Annotated in this window: 14 protein-coding genes, 2 pseudogenes and 1 riboswitch; of the genes and pseudogenes, 3 read left to right on the top strand and 13 right to left on the bottom strand. The window is 70.4% G+C overall.

Features of this window, described 5'->3' with window-relative positions; genetic code table 11:
• Window positions 1-305 precede the first annotated feature (305 nt).
• The 4 genes from ACIHEJ_RS38195 to ACIHEJ_RS38180 all read right to left on the bottom strand — a co-directional run bounded on the left by ACIHEJ_RS38195 (window position 306) and on the right by ACIHEJ_RS38180 (window position 4,319).
• Complete coding sequence (locus ACIHEJ_RS38195) at window positions 306-2,690, bottom strand: phosphoketolase (RefSeq protein WP_400142449.1); 2,385 nt, start codon at window positions 2,688-2,690, stop codon at window positions 306-308.
• A gap of 334 nt (window positions 2,691-3,024) precedes the next feature.
• Window positions 3,025-3,351 (bottom strand): hypothetical protein, encoded by a 327-nt coding sequence (locus ACIHEJ_RS38190; protein ID WP_400142448.1) that lies wholly within the window; start codon window positions 3,349-3,351, stop codon window positions 3,025-3,027.
• Window positions 3,352-3,468: 117 nt separating this feature from the next.
• Window positions 3,469-3,951: a DUF3618 domain-containing protein gene (locus tag ACIHEJ_RS38185; protein ID WP_400142447.1), complete on the bottom strand. Its 483-nt coding sequence runs from the start codon at window positions 3,949-3,951 to the stop codon at window positions 3,469-3,471.
• On the bottom strand, window positions 3,948-4,319 hold the full coding sequence (locus tag ACIHEJ_RS38180; RefSeq protein WP_400142471.1) for a phage holin family protein: 372 nt from the start codon (window positions 4,317-4,319) through the stop codon (window positions 3,948-3,950). The genes ACIHEJ_RS38185 and ACIHEJ_RS38180 overlap by 4 nt, the downstream gene beginning before the upstream one ends.
• A gap of 746 nt (window positions 4,320-5,065) precedes the next feature.
• On the opposite strand from ACIHEJ_RS38180, the gene ACIHEJ_RS38175 reads away from it, so the two are divergent.
• Entirely contained in the window at window positions 5,066-6,055 is a 990-nt protein-coding gene (locus tag ACIHEJ_RS38175) for a magnesium and cobalt transport protein CorA (protein ID WP_400142446.1), read from the top strand.
• 145 nt (window positions 6,056-6,200) lie between these two features.
• On the opposite strand, the gene ACIHEJ_RS38170 is transcribed toward ACIHEJ_RS38175, so the two are convergent.
• From ACIHEJ_RS38170 to ACIHEJ_RS38160, 3 genes are all read right to left on the bottom strand, one after another.
• Window positions 6,201-7,223 (bottom strand): cytochrome c oxidase assembly protein, encoded by a 1,023-nt coding sequence (locus ACIHEJ_RS38170; protein ID WP_400142445.1) that lies wholly within the window; start codon window positions 7,221-7,223, stop codon window positions 6,201-6,203.
• Window positions 7,224-7,490: 267 nt separating this feature from the next.
• On the bottom strand, window positions 7,491-7,883 hold the full coding sequence (locus tag ACIHEJ_RS38165; RefSeq protein ID WP_400142444.1) for a DUF2267 domain-containing protein: 393 nt from the start codon (window positions 7,881-7,883) through the stop codon (window positions 7,491-7,493).
• A gap of 51 nt (window positions 7,884-7,934) precedes the next feature.
• Window positions 7,935-8,405 (bottom strand): hemerythrin domain-containing protein, encoded by a 471-nt coding sequence (locus tag ACIHEJ_RS38160; protein ID WP_400142470.1) that lies wholly within the window; start codon window positions 8,403-8,405, stop codon window positions 7,935-7,937.
• 980 nt (window positions 8,406-9,385) lie between these two features.
• Between ACIHEJ_RS38160 and ACIHEJ_RS38155 the strand changes: the two genes are divergently transcribed.
• Window positions 9,386-10,624, top strand: a complete 1,239-nt coding sequence (locus tag ACIHEJ_RS38155; RefSeq protein WP_400142443.1) for a cytochrome P450 — start codon at window positions 9,386-9,388, stop codon at window positions 10,622-10,624.
• A gap of 287 nt (window positions 10,625-10,911) precedes the next feature.
• On the opposite strand, the gene ACIHEJ_RS38150 is transcribed toward ACIHEJ_RS38155, so the two are convergent.
• On the bottom strand, window positions 10,912-11,409 hold the full coding sequence (locus ACIHEJ_RS38150; protein ID WP_400142442.1) for a peptidylprolyl isomerase: 498 nt from the start codon (window positions 11,407-11,409) through the stop codon (window positions 10,912-10,914).
• A gap of 401 nt (window positions 11,410-11,810) precedes the next feature.
• Window positions 11,811-12,358 (bottom strand): annotated as a pseudogene (locus tag ACIHEJ_RS38145) (ABC transporter ATP-binding protein); the annotation flags it as partial.
• A gap of 92 nt (window positions 12,359-12,450) precedes the next feature.
• Window positions 12,451-12,546: riboswitch (TPP riboswitch) on the top strand.
• Here ACIHEJ_RS38145 and ACIHEJ_RS38140 point away from each other — a divergent pair.
• On the top strand, window positions 12,536-13,936 hold the full coding sequence (locus ACIHEJ_RS38140; protein ID WP_400142441.1) for a purine-cytosine permease family protein: 1,401 nt from the start codon (window positions 12,536-12,538) through the stop codon (window positions 13,934-13,936). (Overlaps the previous riboswitch by 11 nt.)
• Window positions 13,937-14,001: 65 nt before the next feature.
• On the opposite strand, the pseudogene ACIHEJ_RS38135 reads toward ACIHEJ_RS38140, so the two are convergent.
• The 4 genes and pseudogenes from ACIHEJ_RS38135 to ACIHEJ_RS38120 form a co-directional block, all read right to left on the bottom strand.
• Window positions 14,002-14,214 (bottom strand): annotated as a pseudogene (locus tag ACIHEJ_RS38135) (NAD(+)--rifampin ADP-ribosyltransferase); the annotation flags it as partial.
• A gap of 66 nt (window positions 14,215-14,280) precedes the next feature.
• The gene (locus ACIHEJ_RS38130) at window positions 14,281-14,925 is read right to left on the bottom strand and encodes a dihydrofolate reductase family protein (protein WP_400142440.1); all 645 of its coding nucleotides are present in this window, start codon (window positions 14,923-14,925) and stop codon (window positions 14,281-14,283) included.
• Window positions 14,926-15,052: 127 nt separating this feature from the next.
• On the bottom strand, window positions 15,053-17,083 hold the full coding sequence (locus ACIHEJ_RS38125) for a trypsin-like serine peptidase (RefSeq protein WP_400142439.1): 2,031 nt from the start codon (window positions 17,081-17,083) through the stop codon (window positions 15,053-15,055).
• A gap of 1 nt (window position 17,084) precedes the next feature.
• The gene (locus tag ACIHEJ_RS38120) at window positions 17,085-18,938 is read right to left on the bottom strand and encodes a peroxidase family protein (protein ID WP_400142438.1); all 1,854 of its coding nucleotides are present in this window, start codon (window positions 18,936-18,938) and stop codon (window positions 17,085-17,087) included.
• Between the last annotated feature and the right edge of the window lie 44 nt (window positions 18,939-18,982).

Raw genomic sequence — 18,982 nt, 5'->3', positions numbered from 1 at the left:
CGGCGTTCGGCGCATCGGCCCTACCGCAACCCGAGCTGCGTTCCGCTGCCGTGCAGCTGCCCGCAGCCGGCAACCGGGCCACACCTCTTCTTTGCGTACCTGGAGGTTCGCGTGGAGGGCCGGCTCGGAGGTCGAGGAACAGGCTCGCGCGCCTGAGGCCTTGGCGCTCGATCATGCATTCGGGCCGTCCGGTCGCCTTCTTCCTGTCAGAGGACCGGAGATCCGGCGTGCTTCGCGGGTGAGCCGTAACTGGGTGTGGGCGACCCTCCCGCCCGGTCCGAGGCCGTGATCCACCTCGTCATGACTCAGCCGTCCCAGGTCCAGTCGGTGACCTCCGGCAGGTCCATGCCGTGTTCCCGGATCCAGGCATGGTGGCGCTGCCGGGTGTCTTCCATGCGCTGACGTACGGCCGCCGCCTTGACGGCGAGGCCGGGGACGCGGTCGATGACGTCCATCACCAGTCGGTAGCGGTCCAGGTCGTTGCGGACCACCATGTCGAACGGCGTGGTCGTGGTACCGATCTCCTTGTATCCACGCACGTGGAGGTTCCGGTGACCGGCACGGCGGTAGGCCAGTCGGTGGATCAGCCACGGATAGCCGTGGTAGGCGAACAGGACCGGCTTGTCCGCGGTGAACAGCCCGTCGTATTCGAAGTCGTTCATGCCATGCGGGTGTTCCTCACCGGGCAGCAGCCGGGCGATGTCGACAACGTTGACGACGCGCACGGCCAGCTCGGGCAGGTGCCGACGCAGCAACTGGGCCGCGGCCAGCACCTCCTGGGTGGGTACGTCGCCCGCGCAGGCCAGCACCACGTCGGGTTCGCGGGTGCCGTCCTCGGTGCCGGCCCACTCCCAGATGCCGGCGCCACGCGCACAGTGGACCTTCGCCTCTTCCATCGACAGCCAGTCGAAGCAGGGCTGCTTGCCCGCGACGACGACGTTGACGTAGTCCCGGCTGCGCAGCACGTGGTCGGCCACGGACAGAAGCGTGTTGGCGTCCGGCGGGAAGTACACCCGCACGGCCTCGGGGCTCTTGTTGAGGATGTGGTCGACGAAGCCGGGGTCCTGGTGGGAGAACCCGTTGTGGTCCTGCCGCCACACGTGCGACGTCAGCAGGTAGTTGAGCGAGGCGATCGGGGCGCGCCAAGGCAGACGGCGAGTGGTGCGAAGCCACTTGATGTGCTGGTTGACCATCGAGTCGACGATGTGCACGAACGCCTCGTAACAGGAGAACAGTCCGTGCCGTCCGGTCAGGAGGTAGCCCTCCAACCAGCCCTGGCAGGTGTGTTCGGACAGGATCTCCATCACGCGGCCGTGCCGGTCGAGGTGTTCGTCCACCGGCAGCATCGCGGCCTGCCAGGCCTTGCCGCTGGCGGCGTACACCGCCTGAAGTCGGTTGGATGCCGTCTCATCGGGGCCGACGAGCCGGAAGTCGCGGCGGTCGGTCGTGGCTTGCATGACGTCCTCGAGCATGTCGCCCAGAACACGGGTGGGTTCGTGCAGACTCGCACCGTGCTTGTCGACTTCGACTGCGTACTTCTCCAGCGGCGGCAGCGGCAGTTCCCGCATGAGCAGGCCCCCGTTGGCGTGCGGCGTGGCGCCGAGCCGTCGGCAGCCTTCCGGAATGCATGCCAGGACACCCGCGCGCGGGGCACCCTGGTCGTCGAAGAGTTCCTCGGGCCGGTAGGAACGCATCCACTGTTCCAGTTGCCGCAGATGTTCGGGGTTGTCGCGCACGGCGGCCAAGGGGACCTGATGGGCGCGCCAGGTCCCCTCGACCGGCAATCCGTCGACTTCGGCGGGACCCGTCCAGCCCTTCGGGGTGCGCAGCACGATCACCGGCCAGCGGGGCCGCTCGGTGGCCCCGTCCTCGCGGGCGGCCCGCTGAAAGGCGGCGATCCGGTCCAGTGCGCTGTCCATCGCCGTGGCCATCGCGCGATGGACGGCGGCCGGCTCGTCGCCGGTGACGTGGATCGGGTCGTGACCGTAACCGCGGAGCAGTTCGTCCAGCTCGGTTTCGGGCAGCCTGGCCAGCACCGCCGGGTTTGCGATCTTGTAGCCGTTCAAGTGCAGGATCGGCAGCACGGCGCCGTCGTGCACCGGGTCGAGGAACTTGTTCGAGTGCCAGGAGGCCGCCAGCGGGCCGGTCTCCGCCTCCCCGTCACCGACGACACAGGTGACCAGCAGGCCGGGATTGTCCAGCGCGGCGCCGTAGGCGTGGGAGAGCGAGTAGCCGAGCTCCCCGCCCTCATGGATCGAGCCCGGGGTCTCGGGAGCCACGTGGCTGGGCACCCCTCCGGGGAAGGAGAACTGCTTGAACAGCCGGGCCATACCGCCCGTGTCCCGCGTGATGTCCGGGTAGGTCTCGGTGTACGACCCCTCCAGCCAGGAATTGGCGAGGACCGCCGGGCCGCCGTGACCGGGTCCCCAGATGCACAGTGCGTCGAGATCGCGGGCCTTGATGACGCGGTTGAGGTGAGTGTGCACCAGGTTCAGGCCGGGAGAGGTGCCCCAGTGACCCAGCAGGCGCGGCTTGACGTGCTCGGGGCGCAGTGGCTCGGTCAACAGCGGGTTGGCCATGAGGTAGATCTGCCCCACGGACAGATAGTTCGCGGCGCGCCAGTGGGCGTCCAGGGAGGCGAGCTCCTCGTCCGAGAGTTCGGCGGGCGCCTGCTGCGAGTCGACGGACATCCGGATTCCTTTCGGTTCGGGACAGCGTTCGGGTGTCGTGCGCCTTCGTACGACCCACCTTCCACCGACGTACCGACCACCCGACAGGGCCGTTCGGGCTACCCCGTCAGGAAGAGCCGGCCCATCGGGCGTACCGGGGCCCGGAGAACCACTCATGGCGCCGCCGGACGCTTGGCCGCGGCGAGCCCCCTCTGTCACGAAGCGCCGAACCTCAGCAGGTTCCAGCCTCCTCCCGCTCGGCTACCGGCGTGTCCGCCGGGAGACGAACAACATCGGCCCGCTCCCCCATCGGGACGACGAGACCGCCTGGTGGGTGGTCGGCGACGAGATCGCCTCAGGCCTGCGCTTCACAGGCGACAGCCCGGGAGCCCGCTCGCTCCACGGCTGACGGCTTCCCCTGCCAACCGGTCGCAGCCTGCAGGGCAAGGGACCGCGCCGCGGTGGAGGCGCTGGACACCGACGTCATCCGGGTCTCGCCGCCCAGCCCTGCCGCCCGATCTCCGGCGGCGTGGCGGCCGACCGGATCGCCGGAGCTTCCGGCACCCCGAACATGATCGGCGAGAAGGCGCACGCAAGAGCGGACTTCGTCGGTGTCGTCCGGGGCGTCCAGGTCGTGGCCGAGGATCTTCCAGGTCTCCTGGAACAGCGCTCCCGCAGCCATGCCGCCGACAGCACCGAGCACCGGACCGACCGACCTGCAGGCGATCTCCAACGCCTCCACCCGGCTCAGCCCTCCACCCGGCTCAGCCCTCCACCCGGCTCATCCCCCCCACCCGGCTCAGCCCTTCACCCGCCGGCAGGCCAGCCACACCACGGCGGCCGCACCCGTCGCCGCCAGCAGCGCCTTGCGGTTGTCCCGTGCCACCCGCGCCCCCTGAGCGGTCTTCTGCCGGACCGGCTCGGGCGCGTTGTCCTGCCACATCTGACCGGCCTGCACCACCTTCGCCCGGGCCTGTTCGGCGGCCTGGACGGCCTTTTCCTTGACCGGGTCGGGCAGCCGGTCCTGCGCCTGATGGGCCAGGTCGGCAGCCTTCGCCCTGAGTTCTCCGGCCTTGAGCGCGGCTTGCCCCTTCAACTCGTCGGCCTTCGCCGCGGCCTGCTCCTTGACGTCGGCGGCCTTCTCCTGGACGCGCGCCCTGACATCGGTCTTCGCCGCGAGCGCCTCGACCGTCTCCCCGAGCTCAGCTCGTGTCTGCTCGACCTGCTCGCGCAGTTCCTCGGGGCTCGCGGCGGTGGGCTCGTCGTGAGGCGGCTGGGTCATCGGTGCACACTCTCCTTGATCTCGGCCACGTCGGCCTTCACGTTTTCGACCGTCTGCTCGGGCCTGGGGTGCCCGGCCCGGTCGACCTGCTTCTTTCCACTCATCGCCAGTACCGCGGCGATCACACCCAGTACCGCGGTGACGATCAGCCCCGCCGCCCACACCGGCAATGCCACCGCCAGTGCGGCGATCGCGGTGGCGACCAATGCCTGCAACAACAGCAAGCCGACGACTCCGGCGCTGCCGAACAGACCGCCGCCCTTGCCGTAGTGCTTGCCCTTCTCCTTCATTTCCGCCTGCGCCAGGCGCAGTTCGCCGCGCACCAGCTCGGTCAGCTGCTGCGACGCCCGTTGCACCAGCTCGCCCACCGGCTCCTGACCGGAGCGGTCCGTGCGCCGGTCGGATCCGGCGTGGTGCGGCTGCGTGTTCGACACGGCGGTCACCTCCCATCCTTCTGCACTCCTGCATGCCGGGCTCCGTCATGCGCCCGGCCGCCTCCGATTCCCGCGAGTACCCCGATAGGGCGAGTTCAGGACCGACGGTGTGGCCGACGGGCTCGACCGACTTCCGCCCCTCGACCCGGGCCCCGACAGCTGGTCCTGTGACGCCGCATCAGGCCGGGAGCGTGGCGAGTGAGCCGGCCGCCGGCCAGGCGCGCGCCACAACCGCGGTGTAGGCCACCGCGGCGGCGGTACGACCGAAAGGGAAGGACGAGGAGTCGGGGCGGTCGTCGACCTCCTCGTGGGGGACCCACTCCTTCGGCGGCTGCGGCCTGCATCCCGCAGGCAACGGCCCACACCTCGGGATCATCAGGGCGTGGGTCGCACCTCGCCCAGGCGGCGGCTGTGACCGGGTGTCGCGCAGCGGGGTGTACGGCTCGCTGTCCGGCATCGGCCGCCACGGCAAGGTTCGCGACGCTCGAGGTGACTGATCGGCCGGACGCACGGCTGCCTCGAGCCCTGCACCCGACGGGCATGACGGCCACCTGCAGGACGGACCGACCGCGCGACCCGTGTGAAGTCCTGGTGGGCGGCCCGGAGGCCCTTCACTCCGCCAAGCACCTCTTTGCCCTCCCGGGAGCATGGAATGCGGTCCCGGAAGCATCCGAGAGGGTATGGAATGCGTGATCTACCAGGAGCAGACGGGTGAGTGCGAGCAGATCGACTGCAGGCAGGCGGACGGGGGATGCAAGGTCACCCTCGACCGTTTGGCGGCCTTGGAACCGGATGAGTTCGCCTGGATCCGCGTGGACGGCCCCAGTCAGGAGGAGCTGCAGCGGCTGGGCGAACAGCTGGAGCTGCATCCGCTGGCCATGGAGGACGCGGTTCAGGCTCATCAGCGGCCGAAGCAGGAGCGCTACGGCGATGTGCTGGCCGTCGCGGTGAAGACGCTGTGGTTCGTCGAGCAGACCGCGGACGTGGAAACCGGCGAAGTGATGATCTTCATCGGGCCGTCCTTCGCACTGACCGTGCGGCACGGGGCGAACGATCCCACCGTGGAGGCTGCGCGCCGGCTCGCGGCACAGCACGAGATGGTACGGCTCGGGCCGGTCGGCGTCCTGCACACGGTGACCGATGTGATCGTCGACGCCTACGCCGAGGCCGCCGCCGAGGTGCGGGAGGACCTGACCGAGCTGGAGCGGTGCGTGTTCTCACCCGCCCGCGAAGACCTGACCGAGCGGATCTACTCGCTCAAACGCGAGGTGGTGGAGTTCCGCGACGCCATCCAGCCCCTGGTCCCGGTCCTGCAGCCCTTCACCACGGCGCGGGACGACTGGCCGCGGCAGGTCGTGCCGTATTTCCGCGACGTCTCCGACCACCTCACCCGTTCCGACACGGAAGTCCGTGCGATGGACGACCTGCTCGCCTCCGTCCTGGACGCCCACCTGGCGAAGGTGGGCACCTGGCAGAACGACGACATGCGCCGCATCAGCGCGTGGGCGGCCATCTTCGCCGTTCCCACCATGGTTGCCGGGATCTACGGCATGAACTTCTCCCACATGCCGGAGCTGGACTGGCGCTACGGCTACCCGTGCGCGCTGGCCGTGATGGCCCTCGGGGCGGGACTGCTGTACCGAGCCTTCCGCCGCAACGGCTGGCTGTGACAGCGAACGGGCCGCCGGGCCCCGTGCGCCCAGCCCTCCAGCCCCGGCCTCGTGTCACCGGCAACAGAGCGGCCTCGGCCGGGGCCATGAAGGCACCTGGAGCGGCTTGGGACCTTCATCGTCTGCCGACCTCGGCCACCGCAGGTCAGTCGACTCGGTGCTGACGCCGGATGGTCGCGGCCACCTCGTTCTGTTCGGTCTCCCACCAGGGACGCACCCGGTCGGGGGACGGCGCGGGGTCGTCGGAGGTGGCGGCCGTGGGGACGGGGACAGCGGCGAGTTCCGCGTCCAAGCGACGGTCCAGCGCCGAGGTCTGGACCCGCTCGGCGCGTGCCCACTGATAGAGGAGCGCCAGCATGAAGGGCAGCGCGACCAGTTCGGCGATGCTGAGCATCGCTCCACCTCCGAGCTGCTGGTCGCGCTGCACGTCCGGTGCCCATGACGGCGCGTGGTGCGCGTACCAGGCACCCGCGATCAGTGTGCTGTGCGTCATGACGACGACGCCGGGGACCGCGTCGACGATGCCGTCCAGGAAGACCAGTGCCGCCCGGACGGGATGCGTGCACCAGGACGGCAGCGCCTCTTCGTGCGTCAGCACCGGTACGACGACCAGGCAGCCGGCCACCAGCAGGTGCAGATACATCAGTTCGTGCAGCCAACCCACGCGCAGGGCGGTGGCGAAGTACGGCGTGAAGTAGATCGCCAGTTCGGTGGCCAGCACCAACGCCGTACTGACCAGAGGGAAGGTCAGTAGGCGGACCACTTTCCCGGACATGATCCGCCGGATCCGCGCCCCCACGCCGTCGGGGGACGCCTCGACGGCGAGCCGCAGGGGATCACCGAGGGCGAGACCCAGCGGAGCCACCAGGTCGAGCAGGATGTTCTGCACGGCGGCCGGCCAGAACAGAGCATGGTCGTACACGGCGAGGGAGGACATGGTGGCCACCACCGGCCCACCGAGCCCGAGCAGCGCGAACACGGCGACACGCGCGAGCGGCCAGGGCTTGCCGCGCCGACGCAGACGCAGTACGCCCCAGCCGTAGAACGAGCCGAGGACGGCGACCAGCAGCAGCGCCGGGGCGTCGAGCTGCCACGAGGACAGCAGCCGTCCTGCCGTCAACTCCGGGAGCTGCCCCGCCGACAGGTCCGTCATCACGGAACCAGCCATCTGGATCGTCCTCCTTCGCCCCGGACGGGACGAGTCGACTCCGTTGCACAGCGGGACGGTAGTACCGGGCGGCCCGAGAGCGGGCAGCAGGGGTTCCTACGGCGAGTCGTGCGAGACCCCGCCGGTGGGACTCAGCCGGAAGGGGCGAACGCACGCCGTGTTCCCCGCTCACCCGTTCTCGAAGGTTCAGAAGAAGCGAGCCGGGCCGGCCCCGGCATGCTGATCGTCCTTCAGAGGGGCAGCCCTCGACCGGAGGCTCCGGCCGCGTCACCCGGGGTCGGTGCAGCCGAACAGACCGGCATGTCCTGGGGGCAGCTGGGTGAGGAGACGCCGGAGCAGCGCGTGGTCCGCGATCTCCGCAAGAGTCGGCAGTACGGCGTCGATCTCCCGTCTGGCCTCGACGAGGTCTTCGTTGCTGCGGTCGGCCACTGCTTCGACGAACAGGGCTGGTGTCAGTGGTTCGTTGGCCGGCTCGCCTGCGGTCAGCAGCGATCCGCACCCCTCGGGCAGCAGGGCGGCCAGGTCCGTGCGGTCGTCACCCACCAGGTGGGCGCCGAGTACCTCCAGCACGTTCTGTACGGCTCTGGCTCCTTGTTGCGGCCCCTCATAACCTACGCGTTCAGTGACCTGGGTGAGGAAGGCGTCCAGGCTCATGTGCATGGCAGCTCCTGTCGTAGATCGACTGTCTTCGGTGGTTCGGTCTGTAGGGCCTCACGCGGGCGCAGCGGCTCGAACCATCCGGTGCACGCTGGCGACGCTGCCGCATCGCGCCGTCAACAGATCGGCTTCCGTCCTGGCGAAGCCGGCGCCGAGCTCCTCCCGGCACCGCCGACTGAGGGTTTCACGGGCGCGGTTGACGAGAATGCGCTCCTCCTCGTCCGTGTGGCGGGCCGTGACCGAGGCCAACTGTTGCAGCCGCCAGTCCCATTCGGCGGAGCCGATCTCCTGCACCTGCAGAAGCGCGAAGAGGACCTTGACGGCTTCCTGGTGTGCGGTCTCGATGTGCTCGACGGTGTCCCCGTCATCGAAGGAGACGAGAACGGGGTGTACCGAGGCTCTCTCCGCCTCACCGTGCGCGATCATCAGGTGTGCGAAGTCATGCAGTGCGGTCTCGCGGTCGGCCTCGGTGTTGCGCATGAGACGGAGCAGGTCCTCCATCGTCCGGTGATCCCTGAGGATCATCTCGACGACGTCCTGGTTCGGCGTCACGGGTGCGTCTCCTCCCTGTAGTGGCCTGTAGCGGCTTTCACTTCCCGTTACCCCCACTCCATGCGGGAATCCGGAATTTGCCCCTTTTGCCTCATTCGTCCAGGCCAAGCGCGCGTCATCCTCGTGACGCGCCCCGAACATCAGGCCGCGGCACCGCCGTTGTGGAGCCGTCCGGCTGACCGGGGAACTTGCCGCAGGCTCGGGTGCCGTGACCGGTGCGGTCGGCGCCGAGGTGACGACAGCAATTGATCACGGCGGTTGAGAGGTTGGTGACGTGGCGTCGGCCGTCCGAGCACCGGTGGAACAGAGGGTTCACGATCGGGGCCGGCCCCACAGCCCGCCGTCAGGCGCCGCACCGAACTCCCGTGGACGCTACGCACACCGATGTGGACGCTACGCGAAGGACAACCCGCCGTTCACCCGCGCATCATGGGCTCCGGCCGCCGAACCGGCCGAGTGGACAGCGCGCCAGGGCCACGGGGGTGCCCTGACGCGCCCCCGGCGCAACCCCACGCACCTCTGCCGTCACTCGATACACCCACACCCGACACCCGACCCGGCACGGACGCCGCTCGAAGGGTGTTGCCCAAGGCTGTGACCCGGCAGGCCTCAGGGTCGGTCCGCCGGCGCCTGCAGGGGTCGGACCGGGGCGGGCACCGGGCCCGTCGACTCACGGTCGATGTGCGCGGTGTGCAGGGTGTGGCGGCGGAGGCGGGCGGCGGCCCCGTCCGAGACGTCTTCGGGGATGCGGGCGTCGAGGTCGAGCAAGGCGTCCAGGGCTGACCGGCTGTTGCTCGTCGTCGCGGAACCGAGTCGCGTCGCTGGACGGGCCGGGCACTCGGCCGAGTCGCCGACGGGACGGACTTGTACAACCGGTGCTCGACACCGCACTGTTGCCGGGTATTCGTTCACACGGTCAGGAGTCCCGCTTGTCCTCCCCTACCCCCGCTTCCGTGCCCGCTCACGTCGTCGACCCCGGCGGCGGCTGCCCGCACGCCCTGAACGCCCGCCTGCGGGCCCGGGGGCCCGTCGCGGACGTCGTCCTGCCCGGCGGGGTTCCCGCAGCGGTCGTCCTGGGACACGACGCGCTCAAGGAGTTCCTCGCCCACCCCGACGTGGCCAAGGACGCCCGCCACTGCCCGGCTCTGAACGACGGCACGATCCCCGCCGACTGGCCGCTGCGGGTCTTCGCCAACGCCCAGGGCATGCATACCGCCGACGGCGCCGATCACCGCCGGCTGCGTTCCCTCGTCGGCAACGCCTTCACGGCCCGTCAGGTGGAACGGCTGCGGCCGCGCATCGAGGAGCTGACGGCGGGCCTCCTCGACGACCTCGGCCGGGCCGCCGCCGAGAACCCGGACGGCATCGCGGACCTGCGCACCCACTTCGCGCTCCCGCTCCCGTTGAGCGTCATCTGCGAGCTGCTCGGCGTGGACCCCGAGCACCGCGACCGGCTGCACGACCTGACCTACACGGTGGTCATCGCCACCGACACCACCCCGGCGGAGGTGATGGCCGCCGTGGGCGAACTCGTCGAGCTGCTCGGCACGATCGCGGCCGCCCGCCGGGCCGCCCCCGGCGACGACCTGACGAGCGCCCTGATAGCCGCCCGCGAGGACGGCGGCGACCGCCTCAGCGAGGCCGAACTCATCGGTACGATGCGCCTGATGCTGGTCGCCGGCCATGAGACCACCCTCAACCTGATCAGCAATGCCGTACGGGCGCTGTGCACCCACCGTGACCAGCTGGCACTGGTCCTGGAGGGCAGGGCCACCTGGTCGGACGTGGTGGACGAAACACTGCGCTGGGACGGCCCGGTCAGCTGGTTCCCCTTCCGCTACCCCACCCGCGACCTGGCCCTCGGCGGCACCGTGATCCCGCAGGGCACCCCGGTCCTCGCCGGCTACACCGCCGCCGGGCGCGACGAGGCCTTCCACGGCCCGGACGCCGACCGCTTCGACGTCACCCGGCCCGGCGTGGCCCGGCACCTCTCCTTCGGCCAAGGCGCGCACTACTGCGTGGGCGCCCCGCTCGCCCGCCTCGAGGCCACGATCGCACTGGAACGGCTCTTCACCCGCTTCCCGGACCTCGACCTCGCCGTCCCCGAGGGCCGACTCCCCCGCCAGCGCAGCTTCATCGGCAACAGCGTCGAAGCGCTCCCGGTCCGCCCTCAGCGCCCGGTCCGGCGCTGAGGAGCGGCACGAGCCGGCGACAGCCCGACGCCGGCCTTCCGCGCCTGCCGGAGAAGCCGCCTCGGACTCTTGCGCCCCCGCAGCACCGCATCGGACAGCCTCCTCGAAAGCACCGCTTCAGCGGGGCCGGCTCCGCGGGCGGGTCCGATACGGCGCAGCATCGTCAGGAAGGCGATCCGGCTGCGGGAGTCGTCGTCGCGCAAGCGGCGTCCCGGCCGGCCGGCCGGGACGCCGGAGATCATTACGGCGCGACCCTCGGCGAACCGGACCCGGGTGAGGGGACCGATTCAGCTGCCCTCGACGACGCCGGAGGCCGCGATCTCCACCTTGCCCTTCGGGGCGCCGGACTGCGAGCCCAGCGACTCGATCTGGTCGACGAGGTCCTGGCCCTCGACAACCTCGCCGAAGACGACGTGCTTGCCGTCGAGCCAGGGGGTGAGGACGGTGGTGATGAAGAACTGCGAGCCGTTGGAGTTGGGGCCGGCGTTCGCCATGGACAGCAGGTACTTGCGGTCGTGCTTCAGCTCGAAGTTCTCGTCCTCGAACTTCTCGCCGTAGATGCTCTTGCCACCGGTGCCGTCGTGGCGGGTGAAGTCACCGCCCTGCAGCATGAACTGGGGGATGATGCGGTGGAAGCCCGAGCCGGCGTAGCCGTAGCCGTTCTGGCCGGTGGCCAGTTCACGGAAGTTGCGCGCGGTCTTCGGTACGACCTCGTCGAAGAGGTTGAAGACGATGCGGCCGGCCGGGGCGCCGTTGATGCTGATGTCGAAGTAGACGTTGCTCATGGGGTTCATCCTGTCACCCTTGTTGCCGGACACGCCGAAAGGGGCCCCGTTCATCGCACGTGCCGGATGAGCTGAGCTCCGGGTGCGGTGCGATCGTACGGCCGGACGCGGCTGCGCCCTGTGCGGGACGAGCCCGGACGACGTTCCGGTTCCGGCTCGGGTGACGCCCTGCCGTGACCGCCACTCCCACCGGTCAGGAGCCTGCAGGGCACGACGTGCGCGCCCTGCAGGCAGGCCTCGTACGTCGCGGTGTCGCACGACGAAGACGGCGAGTGCGACGGTGACCGACGGCCGGAGCGCGTACACGAGGCACGAGCCGGAGACCGTGGCGGTGTAGCCCAGGGACCCGGGTCCCGGGCTCCACTTCTGGACCAGGCGCCTCCAGGCGGCCGACACCATCGCTCTCCTGCCGTGTATTCGACGCTGTCGGCGGTCAGCTCCATGAAGGCCGCCTCCAGGGAGGCGGCGCGGGTGGTCAGCTCGCTCAGCCGGATGGCGTTCTCGAAGGCGAGCGCCCCGATCCGGTCCGCTGGGAGCCCGGACCCGGCGAGCCGGCGTCGGCCGCGCCCACCGGCTCGACCGAGGCGCCCGCCGCGGTCAGCACGGCTGCCATCTCGGCGACGTGCGGTGTCCCCACCAGAACGCTGCTGCCGGTGCTACGGGCTGCGAAGTCGCGTACCGGCTGCGGCGAAGAGGCGGCCCCGGCCGATGACGACCAACTGGTCGGCGGTGTTCTCCATCTCTGACATCAGGTGGCTGGAGAGGAGGACCGTGCGCCCCTCGTCGGCGGGCGCCGGAAGAGCGGGCGCACCCGGAGCACGCCCTCCGGGTCCATGCCGTTGATCGGCTCGTCGAACATGAGCACGGGTGGGTCCCCGATCAGGACGGTGGCGAGGCCCAGCCGCTGCTTCATGCCGAGGAAGACTCCGCCGATGCAGCGGCTCGCCGCCCGGCCGTCCCGCGTCCGTGGTCGCGCGGTGCCACACGCCCCGTCCCGTCCCGGCAGGAACCGGTCACCGGTCCGGGCTATTCTGGCCGGCGTACCTGGACACGGGGTGCCCCCGCACGGGGGCTGAGATCACACCCGTTGAACCTGAACCAGTTAGGACTGGCGGAGGGATGTCGTATGTCGTTGCCGTATGCCCATGAAGAGACGGCCGTCGCCGAGGCGCGGCGGGTCTTCGACGGCCGGATGCCGACGGCCCCCGGCGATCTGCGGGTGGAGGCGCGCGGCATCACGCCGGTGCCCGAGAACGCTCGCTACGGCAGCCCCCGGCGCCTGTTCACCGTGTGGTTCGCCCCCAACCTGACGATGACCGGCGTGTTCACCGGCACGGTCGGGGCGGTCCTCGGTCTGGACTTCGCCACCGCGCTGCTCGCCGTGGTGCTCGGCACCCTGCTCGGTGCGGTGCCCACGGCCTACCTGGGGACCTGGGGCAGCCAGACCGGGGCGGGCCAGCTGCCGCTGGCGAGGCTGGCCTTCGGACGGGCCGTCGCTCTGCCGGGCACCCTGCAGTGGCTGTCGTCGATCGCCTGGGACGCGCTGATCGGTCTGTTCGGCGGGGACGCGCTGGCCCAGCTGTTCGGCTGGCCGTTCTGGTTGGGGGTCCTGGTGATGCTGGCGGCCCAGGGGGCGCTGGGCGTGATCGGATACGAGGCGATCCACCGCCTGCAGACCGTGATGACCTTCGCGCTCGCCGCCTCGCTCGTCGCGTTGGCGGTGAAACTCGGGCACGGCACCCAGCCCGCGACGGCCGCGACCGTGCACGGCGCCGACCGGGCGGGTGCGTTCGTTCTGACCTGCACCGTCGCATTGAGTCTCGCCCTCTCGTGGGCCCCGTACGCCAGCGACTTCAGCCGCTACCTGCCCCGGACGGCGTCCCGTCCGCGCATGTTCTGGTACACCCTGCTCGGTGTCGGCGTGTCCTTCGTGGCGGTGCAGGCGCTCGGCCTGTGGGGCGCCGCCCAGTTCACCGACCAGACCGCCCGGGGCGTGGACCGGCTGCTCGGCGGCGGCGCGCTCGGCGCGTTCGGACTCCTCGCCGTCGCTCTCGCGGCCCTGTGCAGCAACGCCATGAACGACTACAGCGGGTCACTGGCGCTGCAGACCGTCGGCGTGCGGCTGCCGCGGCCGGTGGCCGCCGGGCTCGCCGCGGTGCTCGGTTTCCCGCTCGTGCTGTGGATGCACGCCGCCGACACCACCGCCCGCTTCCAGAACGTACTGCTGTTCGTCGGCTACTGGATCCCCGCGTTCGTCGCGGTCGTGATCGTCGACTGGGTGGTCCGCGCGCGGGCGCGCGGCGGCCGCCCGATCGACCTGACGGCGGAAGAGGCGGAGTCGCAGCCGTGGTGGCCGGCTCTCACGGCGTTCATCGTCGGTTTCGCCGTTGCGGTGCCGTTCATGAGCACCAGCCTGTACGTGGGCCCGGTCGCCCGGGCCCTGCACGGCGCCGACCTCGCCTACCCCGTGGCGTTCCTCGCGGCCTTGCTCGTCTACGCGCCGTTGCGTGTACGGCCCCGGGCCTGACCTCTGTCGATACAACGGCGTGGCCGTCCTGATCCTCGTCCGCTCCTCAAGAGCGGCGGCTCTCGTCAGTCCAGGATCGCGGCGACGCCGCGGCGGCGAAGGCCGGCCAGCCCGTCCGACATGACCTTGATCTGCTCCGGGGAGTGACCGGCCCAGCCCTTGAGCTCCGAGACGATGCGTACCGGCTCGCGTGTGCGATAGGAGCGAGTGGGGTTGCCCGGGAACTTCTTGTCGGTGATGTTGGGATCGTCCTCGAGATCGCCGGTCGGCTCCACCACGGGGAACCACAGGGCAGGGCCCACGCCCCCTCGCAGGCGCAGTCCGAACTGGGGTGGGCCCTCGCGTCACCTTCGCCAGAACAGGTGGTGCGTCACGCCGCCCGGGCTCGGCACCACCTCCAGGTGGAACCGGTCGAGCAGTTCATCGGGGGACTCCCACAGCCGTAGTCCGGAGCCGAGCTCCACCGGCGAGACCGCCACGTGCATGGTGTCGACGAGGTCGGCGTCGAGGAACTGGCGGATGGTGGTGACCCCGCCGCCGAGTCGGACGTCCTGGCCCTGCGCCGCTTCCCGCGCCCGTTCGAGGACGGCGGCCGGGTCGCCGTCGACGAAGTGGAACGAGGTGTCGGAGAGCGTGAACGACGGACGCCTGTGATGGGTCATGACGAACACCGGCGTACGGAACGGGGGTTCCTCGCCCCACCAGCCACGCCACTCGTGGTCCTGCCAGGGCCCGCGCTGGGGGCCGAACTTGTTGCGGCCCATGATCTCGGCACCGATGTTGCGCGCGAAGTCCCGCGTGAAGTAGTCGTCGAGGCCCCGGCTCCCGCCGGCATCCGTGCGCATGGGCCAGCTCGCCGTGGCGCCGGCCCAGGCGAACAGCCTCTCGGGATGGTCGAGCCCGAACGGCCGGTCGAGACTCTGGTGCTCACCGGCACCGATCCCGTCGCTCGAGACGTTGAAGTTCATGACTCTCAGCAGCTGATCCACGTGTTTCCTCGTCTGGTCACGTCGCTTCGTCGTGTGGCAAGGCGCCGCACATCCTGACGTCGAACGGGAGGTGACGGAATCGACAGCAGCCGCTGTTTTTTTCTCGGGCGACCGCGCATGCGCACGATCAGCTGAGCTTGAGGTGGCCGCCGATCTCCCCGGCGACCTCGGGGTGGGAGAGATATTCCATGATGTTGTGGGCCTGGTCGCGGGCGTTGACGACCGCGACGTCGGTCACCGTGCCCGCCCATTCGTCGGCCAGCGGGCACCCGATGGTCACGGCGTCCGACGGGTACCACGCGTTCAGCCAGTCCGTCACCGTTTCGGGGCGCCTCGGCACCTCGACCAGCAGCCTCTTGTACACGCTGTCGAGCCCCAACGGGCTGCCCACGGTGGTGAGATGGATCGTACGCAACGCGGTCGGAAGCCGGGTGGTGAGGTCCATGGCGACCACGGTGCCGAGGCTGTGGCTGACGAGAACGACCTCCCCGTCCTCCGGGAACGTCTCCAGCACACCGTCCAGGACGGCGTCCCTGACACCCGGGTCGTCGAGGTACGCGGCCACGTCGCGGAGGACGAGGGCGATGGTCCACGCATCGAGGTCACTCCTCGCGGCCAGCCAGCTCAGCTGCCGGTGGAGCGGCCCGACGAGGTCACCCGGGGCGAGCCGTTCGACGTCCGGCCGCGTCTCCTGCGGGGCGTTCCATCGGACGGCGGCCTCACCGATCATCTCCTCGTACACCGCTCGGGCCGTGGACGATGCGGGAGCCACCGCCTCCGCCGGGGAGAGACCGGTGGTCTCGGTGGCCCGTGCCACGGCCTCCCGCGCCGGGAGCGCCTGCACCAGTCGATCGCCGTAGTACGGGAACCAGGCGTCGGCCGGATCGACCGGCGGGAGTCCGGCGCGGACGAGTCCCTGGTCGAGGCCGGCCGTCCACTCGCGGCGCAGGCTTTCCGGGTCCTTGCCCTGCTGGGAGCGCCCGTGCAGGAAGACCAGATGGCGCTCGCCGCCGAACGCGCCCTCCCGGGCGCGCAGGCCCCTGCGGGTGACGGCCGGCGCGACGGCCGGTGCCCCTACGGTGTCTGCGGCTGTTCGGACCGGCGCGGCGGACTCCGCCGGACCGAGGCTCAGCCCCGACTCGGCGCCCATGTCCGCCAGCGGGCCCGACCGGCTGTCGGGTGGCAGCTGCGCGAGGTGCCGCAGGACGGAGCTGATGCGCACGCCCTCGTTGGAGACCCAGTCGACCGCGTCGTCGCCGTCACCCGGCTGCCACACCTGCCCGTCGCTGCGCAGGACACGTCCCTGGTCGTCGGTCCTCGGGACTCCGCTGTGGTGGAGCGCGACGACCTCCCACTGGTCGTTGAAGACCGGGGAGCCGGAATTGCCGGGCTCGGTGTCCGTCTTGTACTGGAGGAAGTCGTCGAGCCGCACCTGGAGCATGTTGTCGCGGACGGCGATCTCCTTCAGGCGCCCCATCGGGTGGCCGATCACGTTCACCGGCTCGCCTACGACCAGCTTGCCCGGTTGTGCGCTGAGCCGGTTCCAGCCGAACGTCTCGCCGGGCGGCCGCCCGCCCGCGTCCGGCGCGACCAGCACCAGGGCGAAGTCCAGGCGCTCGTCGGCCACGAAGAACGCGTCCGGGTCCAGTTCCAGCCGCACCGACGGCTGCGGCGTGTTGTCGACCGTGACCTGGGCGTCGAACTCGACGAAGCACTGCTGGGCGGCCTCCGCGTCGGTGAGCACATGATGGTTGGTCATCAACAGGCTCGGCGACACCAGAAAGCCGGTGCCCAACGGGAGTTCCCGGCCGTTCTCCCGTACCGATATCCGGGCCACGGTTCGCGCCGCCCGCGCGCCACGTGGCAGAAAACTCCACGCCTGCAGGTCCTTGGACACCCCGAGGATGCGCTCGTAGGCGTCGGGCGCGGTCAGCGGCTCGGCGCGCACGGCCTCCACGGCCATGGCGGCCGGGACCGCGTGCCGGTCCAACAGCCGCCTGGCACGCGCGGCGAGCGCCTGCCGCGAGTCGGGGAACGGTACGCCGGCATCCAACTGCCGCTCCACGGACGCGCGCTCGTCGCTGGTCTCGCGGTACCGGTCGGCGGCCGCGGCGGCCTGGCGTGCGCGCTCCTGACCTGTCCGCTCGGTCGTTCGCATCTCAGGTCTTCCTCGGTGCTGCGCTGTGCCAGGGCACGAAGGCGTTGCCGAGCCCGGACAGGGCCGTACGCAGTTCGGGGTGGTGGCGCAGCAGAACGCTGACCATGCTGTTGTCGTCGATCCAGGCCATTCCGGCCTTGGAATAGACCTCCGGGGTGTAGTGGGTGGTGAAGAACCGGTCGCTGTTCAACCGGCGCGACGCCATGAGGATGAAGATGCGGAACGCCGTGTCGCTGAAGGCGAATCCGGCCGGCAGCTTCTCCGCGTACAGGCCGACCATCAGGTCGACCTTCTCGATGTCGCCACCGTAGAGCCGCTCGATCCGCTCGGCCCACGCCGGATCGTGCGCCAGCTCCGTGAAGCTCTCCGCCGGCTTGAGCCTGAGCAGCCGCCGGAACTCGTTGTACCGAGGCACCCCCAGCTCCCGGGAGCGCAGGATGTCGGTGGCGGCCAGGTCCTGCAGCTGGCCGTCCGGCCGCTCGAACTCCTGGAGGAACTTGGGGAAGTTGTGCAGGGTGACCAGTCCGGGATGCAGCGTGCCGAAGCTGTAGAGCAGGTCGGCCATCTCCGTGGTCTCCAGGAACTTCAGCGCTCCCGGACCGGCGATGTCGCGCAGGGTGCAGTGGCGCAGGGTCGTGTCGTCGGCCACGGCGCGCAGGTGCCAGTCGTCGCGGATCAGCGGGTGCATGCGGTACACCGCGACGAACTCCTCGGTGAGGCTGTACGGGACGCCGTAGTGATCTGTCTCGCCGCCGGGGATGCCGCTGATGACCTCGCTGTCGCTGATGCGCCCGAACAGGTTGTGGACGCGTTCGCCCGCGATGCCCCACCAGTTGGCGCGCAGCGCCTTGACGGTGGTGGGGTGGCTGATCACGGCCGGTGTCCACTCCACGGTGTGGATCTTCGCGAGGAGCGCGGAGTTGACGAGCCGGGCTCGCTGGAACAGCTCCTCGTCGCTCCAGGACGGGTAGGCGCCGTGCAGGTGGTCACAGATCGCGTTGTGCTCCCGGGTGAACAGGTCCTGCATCATGGCGAGGCCCAGCCAGAATCCGGGGACGCGTGTGGGGTCCTGGGACGGGTCGGCCGGGACCGGTGCCTTCTCGTCGTCCCACAGATGCAGCTTGCCCAGTTCGCCGGTGCGCAACTGCTGCTGTTCGGCTTCGTTCTTCCCGTAGATCTGCGACGCATCCCACCAGTGGGAGGAGACGTTGACGCGGGTATCGGGCGTACCGGGGGGTGCCTGTGGGTCACGCGTGGGGTCGTCCGGGGTCCGCATGATCTTCATGGGGTTCTCCGGCCACGGGTCGTCGGCCACCAGGGGAACCTCCCAGGGCCGGTCCGCGGGGCTCGTGCCGTGGCTGAACCAGTCTCGGATCATGAACTGGAGCCAGGCGGCGACCAGCGAGTTGACGGACTCGGCCGGGATGAGCTCGTCGCGGGTGAGCAGGGCGCGGCTGACCTCGCGCGGGCTGGGCGCGGCCAGGACGTCCTCGGGAGCGGCCGGGGCGATGGCCTCCAGTGGGATGTTGCGGCCGAAGCGGGTGCCGGCCATGCCCATGCGTGGCTCGGCGAGGTCGTTGTGGCTGCCGTCGGCGGCCCGGTTGACCTCGTGGCTCGCGGTCCCGGGTGCGGGCTCGGGCTGGTTGATCGCGGGCAGTCGGCTGGTGTCGTACAGGTTCTTCTGCCGGAGCTTGACGCGCAGCCCGAAGAGCGTGACCAGGCCCGCCGCCACGGGCAGTTTGTCCCAGCCGACGCGGCGGTCGATGTACTGGGCGGCAGCGGTGATGATCCGCCAGGGCAGGGACGTGCGGTATCCGGCCGAAGGGCGCCGTGGGGCGCGTCGGTGCGTGCTCATCGCGATCCTCCTTGGAGGGCTCCTGGTGGTTGCGTTCGGTGAGG

Source organism: Streptomyces sp. NPDC052301 (assembly GCF_044593395.1).
GTDB lineage: Bacteria > Actinomycetota > Actinomycetes > Streptomycetales > Streptomycetaceae > Streptomyces.
The sequence above is the reverse complement of the archived record's forward strand: the minus strand, read 5'-3'. Positions and strand labels throughout refer to the sequence as shown.

Coding starts and splice junctions, on each gene's coding strand:
- ACIHEJ_RS38125 (WP_400142439.1), bottom strand. CDS start 17,083: ATGCGAACGACCGAGCGGACAGGTCAGGAGCGCGCACGCCAGGCCGCC.
- ACIHEJ_RS38185 (WP_400142447.1), bottom strand. CDS start 3,951: ATGACCCAGCCGCCTCACGACGAGCCCACCGCCGCGAGCCCCGAGGAA.
- ACIHEJ_RS38120 (WP_400142438.1), bottom strand. CDS start 18,938: ATGAGCACGCACCGACGCGCCCCACGGCGCCCTTCGGCCGGATACCGC.
- ACIHEJ_RS38190 (WP_400142448.1), bottom strand. CDS start 3,351: ATGGCTGCGGGAGCGCTGTTCCAGGAGACCTGGAAGATCCTCGGCCAC.
- ACIHEJ_RS38140 (WP_400142441.1), top strand. CDS start 12,536: ATGTCGTTGCCGTATGCCCATGAAGAGACGGCCGTCGCCGAGGCGCGG.
- ACIHEJ_RS38150 (WP_400142442.1), bottom strand. CDS start 11,409: ATGAGCAACGTCTACTTCGACATCAGCATCAACGGCGCCCCGGCCGGC.
- ACIHEJ_RS38165 (WP_400142444.1), bottom strand. CDS start 7,883: ATGCACATGAGCCTGGACGCCTTCCTCACCCAGGTCACTGAACGCGTA.
- ACIHEJ_RS38160 (WP_400142470.1), bottom strand. CDS start 8,405: ATGATCCTCAGGGATCACCGGACGATGGAGGACCTGCTCCGTCTCATG.
- ACIHEJ_RS38170 (WP_400142445.1), bottom strand. CDS start 7,223: ATGGCTGGTTCCGTGATGACGGACCTGTCGGCGGGGCAGCTCCCGGAG.
- ACIHEJ_RS38175 (WP_400142446.1), top strand. CDS start 5,066: ATGGAATGCGTGATCTACCAGGAGCAGACGGGTGAGTGCGAGCAGATC.
- ACIHEJ_RS38195 (WP_400142449.1), bottom strand. CDS start 2,690: ATGTCCGTCGACTCGCAGCAGGCGCCCGCCGAACTCTCGGACGAGGAG.